At 42.5% G+C, this 13401-nt stretch carries 20 protein-coding genes; all 20 read right to left on the minus strand.

Going from position 1 to position 13401, the window contains the following annotated elements; genetic code table 11:
• Positions 1–3 precede the first annotated feature (3 nt).
• Positions 4–708, minus strand: a complete 705-nt coding sequence (locus FQ087_RS18275) for a LysM peptidoglycan-binding domain-containing protein (protein ID WP_149582047.1) — start codon at positions 706–708, stop codon at positions 4–6.
• A complete protein-coding gene (locus FQ087_RS18280; RefSeq protein ID WP_149582048.1) occupies positions 708–3134 on the minus strand; it encodes a tape measure protein in 2427 nt (808 codons plus the stop codon). The genes FQ087_RS18275 and FQ087_RS18280 overlap by 1 nt, the downstream gene beginning before the upstream one ends.
• Positions 3135–3162: 28 nt before the next feature.
• On the minus strand, positions 3163–3324 hold the full coding sequence (locus FQ087_RS22560; protein WP_188006812.1) for a hypothetical protein: 162 nt from the start codon (positions 3322–3324) through the stop codon (positions 3163–3165).
• Between the two features lie 23 nt (positions 3325–3347).
• Positions 3348–3749, minus strand: a complete 402-nt coding sequence (locus FQ087_RS18285; RefSeq protein WP_149582049.1) for a phage tail assembly chaperone — start codon at positions 3747–3749, stop codon at positions 3348–3350.
• 30 nt (positions 3750–3779) lie between these two features.
• Positions 3780–4241, minus strand: coding sequence for a phage tail tube protein (locus tag FQ087_RS18290; protein WP_149582050.1), 462 nt, complete (start codon positions 4239–4241; stop codon positions 3780–3782).
• Positions 4242–4255: 14 nt separating this feature from the next.
• Positions 4256–5572 carry a phage tail sheath C-terminal domain-containing protein gene (locus FQ087_RS18295; RefSeq protein WP_149582051.1) on the minus strand — a complete coding sequence of 439 codons (1317 nt, stop codon included), beginning with the start codon at positions 5570–5572 and terminating at the stop codon, positions 4256–4258.
• Positions 5572–5754 carry a hypothetical protein gene (locus FQ087_RS18300; protein WP_149582052.1) on the minus strand — a complete coding sequence of 61 codons (183 nt, stop codon included), beginning with the start codon at positions 5752–5754 and terminating at the stop codon, positions 5572–5574. Before FQ087_RS18300 ends, FQ087_RS18295 begins: the two co-directional genes overlap by 1 nt.
• Positions 5747–6157 (minus strand): phage tail terminator family protein, encoded by a 411-nt coding sequence (locus tag FQ087_RS18305; protein WP_149582053.1) that lies wholly within the window; start codon positions 6155–6157, stop codon positions 5747–5749. Before FQ087_RS18305 ends, FQ087_RS18300 begins: the two co-directional genes overlap by 8 nt.
• Entirely contained in the window at positions 6147–6545 is a 399-nt protein-coding gene (locus FQ087_RS18310) for an HK97 gp10 family phage protein (protein WP_149582054.1), read from the minus strand. The genes FQ087_RS18305 and FQ087_RS18310 overlap by 11 nt, the downstream gene beginning before the upstream one ends.
• The gene (locus FQ087_RS18315; RefSeq protein WP_149582055.1) at positions 6545–6925 is read right to left on the minus strand and encodes a hypothetical protein; all 381 of its coding nucleotides are present in this window, start codon (positions 6923–6925) and stop codon (positions 6545–6547) included. Before FQ087_RS18315 ends, FQ087_RS18310 begins: the two co-directional genes overlap by 1 nt.
• Before the next feature lies 1 nt (position 6926).
• Positions 6927–7277 (minus strand): head-tail connector protein, encoded by a 351-nt coding sequence (locus FQ087_RS18320; RefSeq protein WP_149582056.1) that lies wholly within the window; start codon positions 7275–7277, stop codon positions 6927–6929.
• Positions 7278–7289: 12 nt separating this feature from the next.
• Entirely contained in the window at positions 7290–7586 is a 297-nt protein-coding gene (locus tag FQ087_RS18325; protein WP_149582057.1) for a hypothetical protein, read from the minus strand.
• Between the two features lie 45 nt (positions 7587–7631).
• Entirely contained in the window at positions 7632–8675 is a 1044-nt protein-coding gene (locus FQ087_RS18330) for a major capsid protein (RefSeq protein ID WP_149582058.1), read from the minus strand.
• Positions 8676–8692: 17 nt separating this feature from the next.
• Positions 8693–9052 (minus strand): hypothetical protein, encoded by a 360-nt coding sequence (locus FQ087_RS18335; RefSeq protein WP_149582059.1) that lies wholly within the window; start codon positions 9050–9052, stop codon positions 8693–8695.
• 16 nt (positions 9053–9068) lie between these two features.
• Entirely contained in the window at positions 9069–9677 is a 609-nt protein-coding gene (locus FQ087_RS18340; protein WP_255452435.1) for a phage scaffolding protein, read from the minus strand.
• A gap of 93 nt (positions 9678–9770) precedes the next feature.
• Complete coding sequence (locus FQ087_RS18345; protein ID WP_149582061.1) at positions 9771–10280, minus strand: hypothetical protein; 510 nt, start codon at positions 10278–10280, stop codon at positions 9771–9773.
• Positions 10281–10295: 15 nt separating this feature from the next.
• Complete coding sequence (locus FQ087_RS18350; protein ID WP_149582062.1) at positions 10296–10682, minus strand: hypothetical protein; 387 nt, start codon at positions 10680–10682, stop codon at positions 10296–10298.
• A 70-nt stretch (positions 10683–10752) separates the two neighbouring features.
• The gene (locus tag FQ087_RS18355; RefSeq protein WP_149582063.1) at positions 10753–10932 is read right to left on the minus strand and encodes a hypothetical protein; all 180 of its coding nucleotides are present in this window, start codon (positions 10930–10932) and stop codon (positions 10753–10755) included.
• A 13-nt stretch (positions 10933–10945) separates the two neighbouring features.
• Positions 10946–11971, minus strand: a complete 1026-nt coding sequence (locus tag FQ087_RS18360; RefSeq protein ID WP_149582064.1) for a minor capsid protein — start codon at positions 11969–11971, stop codon at positions 10946–10948.
• Positions 11964–13397 (minus strand): phage portal protein, encoded by a 1434-nt coding sequence (locus FQ087_RS18365; protein ID WP_149582065.1) that lies wholly within the window; start codon positions 13395–13397, stop codon positions 11964–11966. The genes FQ087_RS18360 and FQ087_RS18365 overlap by 8 nt, the downstream gene beginning before the upstream one ends.
• Between the last annotated feature and the right edge of the window lie 4 nt (positions 13398–13401).

Raw genomic sequence — 13401 nt, forward strand, 5'->3', positions numbered from 1 at the left:
TCCTCATTTCGGTGGGAGCTTTACTTTTAAACCGATTGGTAGCTTTTTATAATCACTTGCTTTTATTCCGTTCAACTTCGCTATTTCGCCGTATCGGTTACCGTTACCAAGATACTTCTGCGCCACTTTCCATAGGCTGTCACCTTTGATGAGTGAATAAGTTTGAGGAGTCTGTTTTGCATTCTGCCGTGGTGGTGTCGCCTTCTTTAGGACTGTAGATTTCGCTTTTGCTAACGGTTTCGTCTCGGCTTTAGCGACAGGTTTTGGCTTTGGCTTTTTCACGACGATCATTTTCTTAGGTCCAAACGGCACGTACTTTTTCAGTGACAAAGAGAAGTTAACGTCCGAGGTTCCAAATGATTCGTCGAAAGTGAAGTTTTCAATTGTAACGATTTCGTTTATCGCAAAAGACCCGTTCACATATATGTAACGGACGGGTAGCTTCTCTTCTTGCCACTTCTCGTATTTTTCAATGTAGTACGCTGGCTCAAGAAATTCAGCGACAAGGAAGTGGTAGTCCTGAGCCGGAAAGAAAGATTCAACCGAAAACTCTTTCAACTCAACGCTTTTCGGAATGTTCACATTGCCGAGTTTAGCAATGTCGTATACCTCGCCATTCCCCTTATTGACCACCTCGACTTTTTCGGGGTTCACCGAAAGACGAAAACCCTCTGAATCGTTCTTCACGCTGAAATAGATTCCGTGCATCACGTATACACCCCTTCTGCACTTCGGGACATATCTTCTTCGAATGCTTTCGTGATTTTCTTTACAATTTTATCGATATCCGCTTCTTCTTTTACGGTAGTATCCCCAAATTGAATTTGAGGCGTGAGCGTGATGATGTTTTGGATAGATTTAAACTCTGCCAGATCTCGTAGCATCTTCAAATCTTCGTCCGCAATATTAATGTCTTTTTCAATTTGACCGACTTTATCAAGTTTACCGCCTGTGGGGTTCTTCTTTGAATCGTTTAATGGATTGGTCGCCCCTGGACTTTTGGCTAAATCCGCAAGCATGTCAGCTATCCCCTCGGCACCGAAAGGATTCTTTTTCCCGGCTTCCGGTCCTTTGAAAACACCAGCGACTTTGTCGTAAACCTTCGTCAATCCGTCACTTGCTTTTTTGGATAATGCTGAACCTGCAGCGTTCCCTCGGTCGAATGCATCGCTAGTACTCGTGTACTCCATCCGATCAAATGTTTTTTTGACAGGAGCTGAGGGCATTTCTATGTTTTTAGCATAATCTCCTGCCGTATTCATACTACCTAGACTAGCTTTCTCTGCTCTCACTGGTGCCGATAGTTTAGATTGCATATTATCAAAAATTTTCGACGCCCCATTACTCATCCTTAAATCCACTGTGCCGACAGTGCTAAGATTCGTGTCAAGCACACCGTTTAATAATCCGATGAATGAGTTAATGCCTGAAACTGCCCCGTTAATGAGGTCTGAAATGGACCCTAAAGCGGTGTTTACAGTTCCGACAACACCACTTGCAACACCATTCATGATAGTCAAAACGAATGAAGCCATTACATGAAAAGCGGTCTGTACGCCGAATACCCCATCATTCCAGGTATTCATGAAGTACTCCGCGGTTTTTAGTGCCGCATTACCGATGGCTTCAAAGACTATACGAGCCCCTAAGTTAAGGCCTATTAAACCCAATTGAACTAGGAATAGCGATTGATTCCAGGTATTCACAAACCATTCCGCTACGGTTGTAACTACATTTGCTATAAAATAGAGCACGTTACTAAACGCTGCACCTAGCCAAAAAATACCGCCTACGATTGCCCCGAATACTTCAGCTGCTCTGTCGGCCCAAGTGATCATAGAGAAGATGATTAATGCAATGATTGCAACAATAACCACTAACGCCAAAACGATAGGGTTTGCTAAATAAGCAGCGTTTACGACCCATTGAGCCGCCGCCCAAGCTAAAGTGGCTGTCCGGACCAGTCCGAGCCACGTATATTTCGCAATTAGTAATAAAGTAATCACTGCTAGTGCTGTACCCATAGCAACTAAAATTGGTCCAACAATAGACCAGCTATCTGAAATCAAATTGCCGATAGCTCCAATTTCCGTATACACTTTTTCTATAACATTGAACATGAAGGTCATACCTGCAACAATGACGTTAACGAACACCGTTGCATGTCCTGCCAGTACGCCAAAAGCGTCCGAATTTACGAACTGGTTGAATCGAATAAATAATGGTTCGAATGCTGTTCCGCTCCAGTTCTTCATTTTAACCATGGCGTCAGCGAATGTTAATGGCATACTGTCGAACTTACTCTCAATATCTTCCGCAGCGCCGAATAGCGCCCCTTTAATGATATCTGCAGTTATTACCCCTTCGGATGACAACTTCTTAAGAGCCCCCATAGAAACGCCCATAGATTCGGAAATTGCTTTCGCTAACATAGGTGCATTTTCTGTTATAGACCGGAATTCGTCTCCTTGCAACTTCCCGGATGCCATTGCTTGCGTAAGTTGGTAAGTACCTGCTTGTTTTTCTTGTGTGCTTGCGCCAGATATCGCAAACGATTTACTCATCAATTCACTAAATCTGATTGCTTCGTCGTTGCTCGAAAAGGCTTCAGCCGCCAGAAGGTTTAACTTCGCGACGCTGTTGGCCATATTGTTGTAAGGCGTGAGGCTTCGTTGAGCCGCATAATAAATTTTATCTTGCAACTCTGCTTGGGTTTGTAAACCGTCATTAATATTCGCTAAACGAGCCGTTGTTGATGTATACGTATCGGCTGCCTCCACGAACTTTTCAAATGCATTTGTTAATCCTTGTATCGAAAGATACGCTGCTGCGGCCCCGGCAAAGCTTGCAAAGAAGTTTCTTACTGCGCTTCCTGCACTATTGACGGGGCCTTGCATTCGCCTAAATCCGTCACTTAAACGGTCGGTTGTATTGCTCGAGGATCTTAAACGTTCCATATCTGCCGTAGCTGATTGAATGTCGCGTCTTGCCCGTTGCAACCCCCTCGTATCAACATTACTCGCCGCGCTATCCATCCGTTCCATGACGCGGATTGTGTTGTCCATCGCCTTCATCATTTTCATAAGAGGTCCGGACATACGATCCACCAACGTTAAGGATGTTTGTGCCGCCATAAACTTCACCACTCTTTCTGTGATGCCTCTATTTCTTGATTTTATCCTGTTCTTTTTTCCGCCTTGCCATCTCAACCTTGATACTGGCTATGACAAGCGCTTTTTCTCTTCCTTCGAGCGATAGCCACGTTTCGGGCGTCCAATAAAAATTATGGAGAGAAAAATGGTAGTAGACTGCATCAGCATCCACCTCGCCATCTTCCCCCCCTTCAATTAGTTTTTTACTTCGTCAATGTGGTCATTGATATCTTCGTCAAGACCACTCAGTTCAGTAACTTTTTCAAGAATATGATTAGCTTCTCCGAGCGAAAACATCACAGAATAGAGATTGTCAGCGCCTCGAACACCATACGATTCTTGTAGTTCTACATCACCAAGATCCGGATGCACAATAGATGCAACACAAATATCGCGATTGTATTTAATGGCGTCGAATACACGCTCCTGCTTACCTTTTTTACCTGGTTTATTTTTAAAACTTTGATCGCTGATAACATCGCCCTCTCTAGATTCCAGTGAGCGCAAAATAATAGCCTCATCGAAGCGTTCAAGCTTCAAAGAGGCATTTTCAATTTGCTTTACATTACCTTTTAAAAAAGATTTTAATTTACTCATAATATTGTTTTCCTCCTAGTGAAATTTAATTTAGTTAATCGCATTGAAAGCAGAAAGGAAATCGAAGTCGTCAAACGTGAACTCAATTTCATCTGTAAGTAAATCATCTGAATCTCCATCAATTTCAACAATCACTGCGCCATCAGGGACAACGTTTTTTAATAGAGCCGTTTGCTTCCCTGCGCGGCTCGTAATGTCTGCATTAATCGCTTGTATATCCATAATCGGTGATTTGCCTGTCTTTACATATTCAAGTGCCATAGCGCGATTCTCTGGACGATGATAATGAACAGTCATAGAGCCGGTACCTTCTGCCCCAACAATCTTGCTACCCTTCATCCGTCTCCCGACAGATTTCACGTCCGCTTTTAGATATTTGATTTCCGCCTTGATTTTAATGAGTTCCGCGTACTCAAGGACTTGCCCGTCAATCGTGACGTATACAAGGCCCTCTTTAGCACTGATTGCATCTTGACTCTGCATGATATTCATCTATCGCACCTCCATTATTTACATTCAACAGTCATGTAGAGTTTTTCCATTGCATCGACGAATGTTAGACCCATATTCGCAAGAACAGCATCCTTCTCTGCTCCTTGCATAAAGACAATATCTTTCGGGTCGTAAGGTTCAATTGCTCCGCGACGGACGAGAGGATCTAGAATGACCGTCATAACTTGTCCTTTGAACAGGTTCCGTCCATCTTCATTATTATTTACTTTTCCAATGAAGAAGCGCGACCAAATATGCTGGACGTTGTTCGAAACAATATCCATTTGACGGACGATTTTGTTCTTACGGAAATCTTGATTTTTCACAGGTGTAAATGATCGGAACGTATTAATATCCTGTTCGACGACGATTCTGTCAACACCGTCAGCCCCCGCGTTGTACGTATAAACGATGTGGCCATCTTGCAATGCTTTAACAATTTCAGCATGCGTTTTCCGCTCTACATCAATTGCACCAGGGTATTCTGCGTAAGTTAATGAGTTAGTTACGGAATTAGCGTAAGCTGCACCGTACCAATAAACCGATTCCGCAGCGGATATTACTTCTCCGCCCGTTAATGTCACACCATTAAGTACTGAGACGATACCCTCGTGATCTGCAGCTTTATAATCGTTCGTAACGAGTGTCACGTTTTTCCCTTCATCGGCGCGCCACTGTTTCACTTTCAACGAGAGTAAGAGTTTTACCGTTTCGTCACTGGTGCCGACAGCCAAAACTTTAAAGATTTGTGTATCGAGACCTGCAGCAAGGTTCGCATAAGATTCATTCGTCGCCGGCACTGTTGTCCCACCCGAAAGTGTCAGCGTCGCATCAGCTATAGGCAAAGTGCCGCTAAACGTCACAAAACTATTTGGCTGAAGTTCTGCAAGCGTGGAAACGATTTGCGAGTCAACAACCGCACCTTCGTAGAACGTTCGTATTGTAAAAGTAGACTTTAGACCTTTAGTGACGGTGACGCTGATTTTGTTGCCATCCGTTCCTGCATACTTTGCAGTAGCTATAAGTGTTCCGGTTGAGTTCTTCGCCTTAACTCCCGTAGACCCTGAAAGGTTATAGACGATTACACGACCAGTGCCCTTGAAAGCTTCATGAATCGGCACTAAGTCGCCTAATACTTTACCGAATAGCTCTTTAAACTTCGTGTTTGGTGAAACAGGGATGAAAGCTCCCGTTTCACCCCAGTCGAGCTTAAGAGGAATAACGACCGCACCTACTGAATCAAGCCCGGTCGCAACAAGATCATTTGATTCAAAATTGATATACGCACCTGGACGTACTTTGTTTTGGTTTTCCCAATTTCCGCCTGTCATTATGTTTTAACCTCCTTTGTCTTCCAAGCTGCGACTAGTTCCGCCACTTCGTCTTTTGTATAGGTTTTGCCGTCTTCAAGAACAACCCGAAGAAGAACACTCTCGTTGCCGTCTACTGCAGCTTCTAAGAATGCGATTTTACTGTATTGTTGAGGCAGTTTTACTTCTTTTTCTTTACTCACTCGTAACACCTCCGAATTTCAAAGTTTGCATCAATATTTCATCCGAAATTTCTTCAACACGGATTTTAATTTCAGAAGTAATGACAAGCACCTCGTCTACAAACTCACCCTGGATGTTATGGACGTGATGTTTGTCTGCGATATACCTAAACTCATCAAGAAACGTTTCAAGTGTCGCATCGCACTCTCCACGCTTATCCGCTGTCCCAGGGAAATAGTTAACGTTGATTTGATACGTTCTAAGTGCATTCCTATTAAGTTTTCTTTCCTGCACTGTATCTAAAATAAGCAATTGAAAAGCAGGAGTTTTAAGCCCCTGCTTTATCGGTTCGTCATATACTTTTAATGGTCCGAAGACTTTCTTGATTTGCAGGATAATAAGAGACTTTAAGTTAGTTACCAAAAACTCTCCTCACTTCCTTGTCGACATCTTTTTTCCACATATTTGGCGCGATACGTTTCATTTCAGCCAATGTGAGCTTTAACATGAAGCGACCTTCAACCCAGCCGACAGTTTGACCCGCTACAACAATCCGGTGACCCCATTCAACGAATCCGGCATATTCAAGATGGTTATATATTTGGATGTGGTACGTATTACCTTTTTTCACGACATCATACTTCCAATTTTGTCGTAGATCACCGGAATCAACTGGCGTCATTTTCTTTACTTTCCGGATAGCTAATTGAGCAACACGCTTTGCCACTCTCATATGGATGTCGTCCAATGTACGGTTTAGCTCGACGAGTTGTCGCTGCATCAGTCTGATTTCACCAAATTCGAAACCCATTATGCATGTCCTTTTCGGATGAGCAATACTTCTTGATGAGAAACGTACACGAACGGCTCTTTTGCCGATTCATATTTAACTGTATCGGTTGCTACCCCGACTAAACTGCTAACGTATACTTCGTCACCTGGGAGCACCTTGAAATCGCTTGAAAGAATCAATTTAATATCATACCGGATGGCATTAGCGTCACCCTGTACGGTATTGTCCAGTTTGATTGAAGATAACCGACAAGGAACATCCAAATGAACTGCTTCCCATCTCATGCCGTCTGCACCGCTAGGCTTCTCGTACTCCACATAACGCTTAATCTCAGCAGTCTTGTCATACATAAACTCAACAGCAGCGGTCGCTTTCGCCATGATTTCACGAACGCCCACGCTACCACCTCAACTTTCGAAACTTGTTAAGTTGCTGCGAGTAATCAAACAAGAGTCCCTCTGTCGCTATTTCACGAGATTCCACTTTGGAGGAGACAAACGTTACTTGGACGTCCCCCTCTTTGATTGCGGAAACAGATGATTGCGACCCTGGATCATTCTTTCGGTTTTCGCCTGTAATCATATCGACAACCATATTTGCGTAGGTGAAAGCGAGTTCTTTAGGCATGTCCGTTCGGTTCAGATATGTGAGGATTGTTTGCCCAACTTCCGCAACAATTAACCCTAAAAGGATATCCTCCGGAAGTTTATCAGCAGGTAGCTTAGCTTTTACTATTTCAAAAACATCCATCGCTATCTCTCCTTACTCTTCGGGAGCATTCTCTTCTTCGAATGATTGGATAACCGCTAAAATGTCGTCTCTTTTCTTCGCTTCACCAAGATCGATGTCATTTTCCGTTGCGTATTCTTTTAATTCCGGAACAGTCATTTCTTCAACCCGTTTAGGTTCTTTCATGACCAATTCAAAACCTTCTTCGATCACATCGAGTTCTACTAATTCATCACAAACACCCTCGTCAACCGTTGTCGAATCCCCCTTGCGGTATATATCCATGCCTAATTTAACATTTTGGTTGAATGTCACTTTGAATCCCGTCATAAATTTACCTCCTCCAATAAAAAATAGAGAGGAACAAGTCCTCTCTTAGTTAACTTTCGCAATGAAAATATTATCAATTGTTTCAAAGCTTGGTAGTACAATTTCGGAAACGATTGTTTGAACGTTGACTGGATGTGGCTCTACAATAGTTGTGATTGCTACACCCGTATTAACGACTTGTACTTTTGCAGATGATGCACCAGACATAAGATCCGCTTCCTCCGGCGTTGTACCGTAGTACGTGTTACCAAGTACACCATCTGGAATAAGAGTGAAATGGTCGTCTGGATAGAAGTTGTGAAGCACTCCTTTTTCATCACGATACTTTTTGTTGTGAACTGCAATCGATAGACCGAATTTAGCCGATAGATACTGTTTTAACATCGTATCCGTCATGATGACATTCTGCCCGCCGAGTGGATTCATGTCTAACTGGAAACTTTTGTGTCTTAGAAGATAGTTCCACGTCTTGCGAGACATGATCGATTTCGTTGGACGACTACCCGTATTGTCCTCCACTGTATCCTGCCAACGCATGATATCTTCAATCGGTGTCGAACCTGGCTCGTCCCACGTCGCTCCCGCAAGTAGCGTTTCTTTGTGGTCGTCTTTCATGCCGTAGTTATAATCGTAATCAACACGGTTCGCACTGATTGCGATTTTACCCGCTGATAAGAGCTGCATAATCATTCGTTCCGGCTGCACTTCTGCGCCATCCACAAGTGTTTTAACATCGTCATAGATAGCATTGATTAAAGGCATGATGTAGGCCGCATTAGAAGATTCTTCGAGCTTCAATAGCTCTTGGCGATCTTTTTCACCAATAGACATTGCCTCCCGGAAAAACGGCATCTCGGTAACGATTTTGTCAAATCCAATACGGTCACGTAAAGTAGCTTTTGCATCAAATTCGGATGGCATTAAAGCAACAGGTAGACCTTTTGAGCCTTTAATCCAGCTTAAGTCTAAACCCATTTGTTTTTTTGCTGGGAACAATGTTGCCCCCAAGTTCGGGATATTGTTGCTAGATGACTCCGTGTAATATGTTGCGATATCTTTAGCATTTACATAATCAAAAATGTTCGGCATTAATCATCATTCCTCTCTTATTGAATAAATGTAATTTGTTTTAATGCAGCAATCTCTTCCGCTGTTGGAGCTTTTGGAATTTTATCAAGTGCAATAAATCCATGAATGAGTAATGCACCCTTTGCAGGACCACTTGTAACGTCTGTATCGTTGAACAGAACACCTTCAGCAACAACTAGTGTTGTTGCAAGTACCGCGTCCTTAGAGTCATCCGCAATCACTCCACCACCTAGCAATGTACCCGCAAGAACAATCTTCTTACCTTCTGCATTTGCAACAACGCCTGCATCACTGACCGTTACTGCTAGGTTTACGTAATGATCTGGAAACTTTAAAATGTTTGTTCTGTTGCCATAACTCGTTTTTTCAAATTTCATCGTCTATTCCTCCTTTTTATTCGAAGTAATTTTTTCGTGCTGTTTCGAGCCCTGCGTGTCCTTTTGCAAATTCTGCAATTTGTTTTCCAAATCCACCGTCATCTTTAGCTCCATCTTTGCCATCAGACCCTTTTCCGTCTGCAGGAGTGAAACCTTTGAATGCCGGCTTGTCATCCGTATCCTGCGCAAACAAATAGCCATCCGACTCCGACAGGGTTTTCAATTGCTCATCAAGACCGAGCAATTTCTCCCCATCTAGTTTGATGGCTTCTGTATTAAGTAGTGCTTTTATCGCTTTAGGGTTCTTAACCTTAGCGTCCGTTAATGCACGTTCAAGCGCAAATTCATAGGACTGCTTCTGAATCTTATCTTCGTATTCAGTCTTGGTGGTAGTGTTCTCCCCTTGAAGCTTCACAATTTCAGCTTTCAGTTCTTCACTGGCACCTGCTGTTTTCTTCAATTCTTCAAGCTGAGTATCACGAGCTGCTAAGTCAGTATCAAGTTGTTTCTTAGCTGCATTCACTTCATCGAAACGTGATTTGGGGATCATTGCACCATAACCTGCGATAATCTTATCCGCCTGTTCTTCTGTCATACCTAGCGCTACCAATTGTTCTTTAGTCATTAATGTTTCCTCCATTCATCTTCACTTTTTAACCCGGTCGTGTCCGGTGACGTCTTTATAGTTAACGTCCATAAATACCAAAATGACGAGGTATTAATAAGCTCCAGTAGTAACTTTTAAAAGTTCTTCGTGCATTCGCTCGGTTATTCCATTAGCTATTCTCCCTATGGCCGTTTCATCCTTCATGTTAAACGATTGATTAACCGTTACTGCTGGACTGAGCTTATTCTGTTCGAAGAAAGAAGCTAGAAGAATGGGTCTGATTCGCTCGTCCCTCAACATCATTTCTGCATCCTTCACAAGGAAGCTGTATTTTGTAATCACAAACTGAAGTTCTTGCGGGCTTACTTCTTCTTGATATATTTTTTCGAATTCAATAGCATTACAGGCCGTAACTTGTCCATCGTAACTCCTCAGAATGTAATCCCCTGGTGTTACGTCGAGGACTCCTTTAAGTCGTTCCTCAAAGATGCCTCCATGCTCCATCGTGCTAACAAATACCGAGCTCCCTAAAAGGAAATCTCTAATATCTGTCATGGGCTGTCCGAAATAAGTTTTTAAAGCCTCAACACATTGCGGCTTTCTTTGATACTTTCTAGGCATTTTCATTCACTCCCTTCAATCAATTGTTATCGGATTCATTCGGCTTTTCGTTGTATCGAGCGTCGATTCGTCACTTACACGAGGATAAAAGCGAGAAGTGAATATAGGAACCTTACCCGGCTCTAGTTCAAACCTTAATTCGGCAAGATTAGTCCAATGAAAATTAAACCTAGTAGATAACTGGATAATTAAATCTTCCGACTGCTTTTTATCTAGTTTAATATGCTTGGTAGAAATCCTTGAATTTTCGGGGTGCCTGATTTTTATCGCCCCTACTTCCTTTTCTGCCGAGTAATCAAACCGGAGATCCAAAACATCTATTAAGCCAGTACTTAACTCATCTTCAATCACGTTCCAAACATCGACTTCTAAAGGAACCAAGTTCGATTTGAACTTTGACATTTTCATTCTCCTCTAAAGTTATTTGGTTGCATAACGAAACAACGAACCGAGATGTTGGATCACTTCCTTTCTAGGATTTTACTTCTAGAGAAATGAATATCACCGAACTTACTGGAGCTGTAAAGAGTACCGTTCCTTTTGAGTCTCTGATTTCGTAAACCTCATCAATCTTTTCCACTGTATCTACGTCATCTGTAAAATGGTCTATTACTCTGTCATCTCCAGTGTTCATTAGTATCTTATACCTCATATCCTCGCCACCTTTACTTCACATATTTTCCGAACCATTCTTCATACGTCATAGAATCAACCAAGCCATCAGCAGATTGCCTTCGTTCATCATCCATATATTCAGATTCGTCAAACCAAGGAATTGTTGTAGAACGACAGCGAACATGAAAAGGATTTGCATTAACCCCAGGCTTATAATCCTTCAAGTCATACACCTTGCCGTCCTGTTCACGACATATCTCCGATGTGCGACTATCAAGAGTAGCAAGAACCTCATACTTCTCAATCCCTGCATCGATGTAGCTATTCTGTGCGGCGAAACCGTGAAAGAAATTGGACTCAGTACGCACAAGAGCTTCAACTCGCGTACGGGTAACGTCCGTTGCGGTCATAATCGCTTTTGTCGTCTGTTGGATAGAACGTCCAGAAGAAAAACTCTTTTCCAACTCTGTTTTGATTGTCTTTAGAGAACCAGATTGATGGTCCCATATACGTTCTGAAAACTCTTTACCGCTCCAGTTATACGTTAATACTTCTTTCATAGTCGCATCTGATATACTCGCCACCGCACCACTGACAACCCCTACTTGCGCCATCCCGAACACTGACTGAAGATAGGCAGTTTGATAAACCTCAGTTAGTCCGGTGTAGGTGTACTGCTGTAAACCGTTCAGTCCACTGTAGAGCTCAACCATCCGCATTTCTACTTGTGTATTCAATGCTTCTAAACGGGAAATACGGGCTCGGTAACTGACCGCATTAAGTATCCTGTCGTAATCGGGATTATCAGCCAAAGACATAGCACGGAAACGTTTTAAATCGATGTTCTTAAAATCCTTCAATTCTTTTGCAGTCAGATACTTTTTCGCTTCTGCAAATGAGATTTTATTATCATTGGCATACCGTGCGTAGAACGCTTCAATTTGCCGCAGGATGTCTTGTTGGGCTTCTCTCAAACTTTCATCCATCCTAGCAATGTACTTGCTTGCAATGAGCTGTGATTCCATCTCACGTTGCACTGAACGTTCTTCCCAGTATTCCTTGGTTGATTTAGCCATCAACCTTCACTTCTTTCGGTGGAAAGGTGCCTCTATACCCCTCAATCTCTTTCTGTTGTTCAGCTTCTTGTTTCTTCAAGCGCACTTCCACCTCTTCGTTGTACCATGGATGATTTTCACGAATGGTTTGATCGTCAAGAATCCCTGTAGATTTACCACAATTATCAATAGCTTCAGTCTCAGCAATGATGATGTCACGATTAAAAATGACATTAACCTTTTCATCAGCATAATCACCTTTACCAGTCACAGACATATAGACACTAATGAACCACAGCATGTGCTCGATGCTTGACTGGAACTCAGCTTCGAGAATGTTACAGTCCAGGTCTAAATCACCGTAACGGTGCTTCAATGCAACCCCTGAAGCTGCATTGTCTAAATCATCACCTTTAGTATCAACGCCACGTCCAAATTCGTAGATGGATTCCCTGGTGCGGGTAATCTCTTTTTCAACGGCATCTGTTTCGATGTCTGCTTGGAGTTTGTCGAGGTCCCCATCTTTGTCGAGATTCACGGTCATATACGTGTTCAGATCATTCAGGAACTCAGCAAGATCCACTCCGCCATAGTTTACAAGCTTATAGATAAACTTAGGTATGTCCGCCAGTAAATCAGCATTGGTGGATGCTTGCGTATTGTAGTTATCAATCAACGATTTGATACTATCAATCAACGGCTGTTCTTCTTCGTTGTACTTAAAATGAATCAGAGGAATCTTCTCCCACACATACGGTTTGTCGTTGATGAGGAAGTGGTATTCCTTTTCTATGCCCGCTAAAACGTCAGGAACAAGTTTACCGCTTTCAAAAACGAAGTACTTAACGCCTTGTGAATGGTAGTATTCCACTTTCTTTTTCGTTACCTTTTTCTTGTCCTCATATGCTGTCACCTCATAAACGCGGGTGAATGAAAGGATTTGCATATGCTCGTTATCTTCCCAATTCGGAATAATTTGTTCAGAAGGGAATTTCTTAAACGACAATTCCCCAGATTCATTAAAGAATGGATGAAGATACGCAATACCTTTATTGATCGCCTCTTTACCCACGTTCTTAATTTTCTTCAATAACCCTCGGTCGAATGTTTCTGTAATCAACTCCCGATAAGGCTTATTCTCGGTACCGAAAGTCGGCTCTTTCGACAACAGATACCCAATCTTCTGGTCCACAAGCTTTTTAGCAAAGCCGTGCGCCAGTTTAGTATTCGACTTCCATTTAATCTTTTGTTCTTTCAACATGATATCCGTTTTATTTCTGTAATAGAGTTCACCGATTATCATATTTGCACGAGTTTCAGCTTTCTCCCACGCTTGTATTTCTTGCACTAATACTTCGTCGTCAGTTATGACACTGTTCACCATGTCGGTTATGACACTCTCCATCCTTTCATGCCAAGGTGCACGGTATAAGTCTTCAATCAGCATGTCG

Origin of the sequence: Sporosarcina sp. ANT_H38, assembly GCF_008369195.1 — a bacterium.
Taxonomy (GTDB): Bacteria; Bacillota; Bacilli; order Bacillales_A; family Planococcaceae; genus Sporosarcina.

What these genes read in the sequence shown, in the direction of transcription:
- FQ087_RS18310 (WP_149582054.1), bottom strand. Translation starts at nt 6,545, where the DNA reads ATGGGTTTCGAATTTGGTGAAATCAGACTGATGCAGCGACAACTCGTC.
- FQ087_RS18340 (WP_255452435.1), bottom strand. Translation starts at nt 9,677, where the DNA reads ATGACTAAAGAACAATTGGTAGCGCTAGGTATGACAGAAGAACAGGCG.
- FQ087_RS18335 (WP_149582059.1), bottom strand. Translation starts at nt 9,052, where the DNA reads ATGAAATTTGAAAAAACGAGTTATGGCAACAGAACAAACATTTTAAAG.
- FQ087_RS18285 (WP_149582049.1), bottom strand. Translation starts at nt 3,749, where the DNA reads ATGAGTAAATTAAAATCTTTTTTAAAAGGTAATGTAAAGCAAATTGAA.
- FQ087_RS18325 (WP_149582057.1), bottom strand. Translation starts at nt 7,586, where the DNA reads ATGACGGGATTCAAAGTGACATTCAACCAAAATGTTAAATTAGGCATG.
- FQ087_RS18345 (WP_149582061.1), bottom strand. Translation starts at nt 10,280, where the DNA reads ATGCCTAGAAAGTATCAAAGAAAGCCGCAATGTGTTGAGGCTTTAAAA.
- FQ087_RS18360 (WP_149582064.1), bottom strand. Translation starts at nt 11,971, where the DNA reads ATGGCTAAATCAACCAAGGAATACTGGGAAGAACGTTCAGTGCAACGT.
- FQ087_RS18330 (WP_149582058.1), bottom strand. Translation starts at nt 8,675, where the DNA reads ATGCCGAACATTTTTGATTATGTAAATGCTAAAGATATCGCAACATAT.
- FQ087_RS18320 (WP_149582056.1), bottom strand. Translation starts at nt 7,277, where the DNA reads ATGGATGTTTTTGAAATAGTAAAAGCTAAGCTACCTGCTGATAAACTT.
- FQ087_RS18365 (WP_149582065.1), bottom strand. Translation starts at nt 13,397, where the DNA reads ATGCTGATTGAAGACTTATACCGTGCACCTTGGCATGAAAGGATGGAG.
- FQ087_RS18350 (WP_149582062.1), bottom strand. Translation starts at nt 10,682, where the DNA reads ATGTCAAAGTTCAAATCGAACTTGGTTCCTTTAGAAGTCGATGTTTGG.
- FQ087_RS18355 (WP_149582063.1), bottom strand. Translation starts at nt 10,932, where the DNA reads ATGAGGTATAAGATACTAATGAACACTGGAGATGACAGAGTAATAGAC.
- FQ087_RS18280 (WP_149582048.1), bottom strand. Translation starts at nt 3,134, where the DNA reads ATGGCGGCACAAACATCCTTAACGTTGGTGGATCGTATGTCCGGACCT.
- FQ087_RS18275 (WP_149582047.1), bottom strand. Translation starts at nt 708, where the DNA reads ATGCACGGAATCTATTTCAGCGTGAAGAACGATTCAGAGGGTTTTCGT.
- FQ087_RS18290 (WP_149582050.1), bottom strand. Translation starts at nt 4,241, where the DNA reads ATGAATATCATGCAGAGTCAAGATGCAATCAGTGCTAAAGAGGGCCTT.
- FQ087_RS18295 (WP_149582051.1), bottom strand. Translation starts at nt 5,572, where the DNA reads ATGACAGGCGGAAATTGGGAAAACCAAAACAAAGTACGTCCAGGTGCG.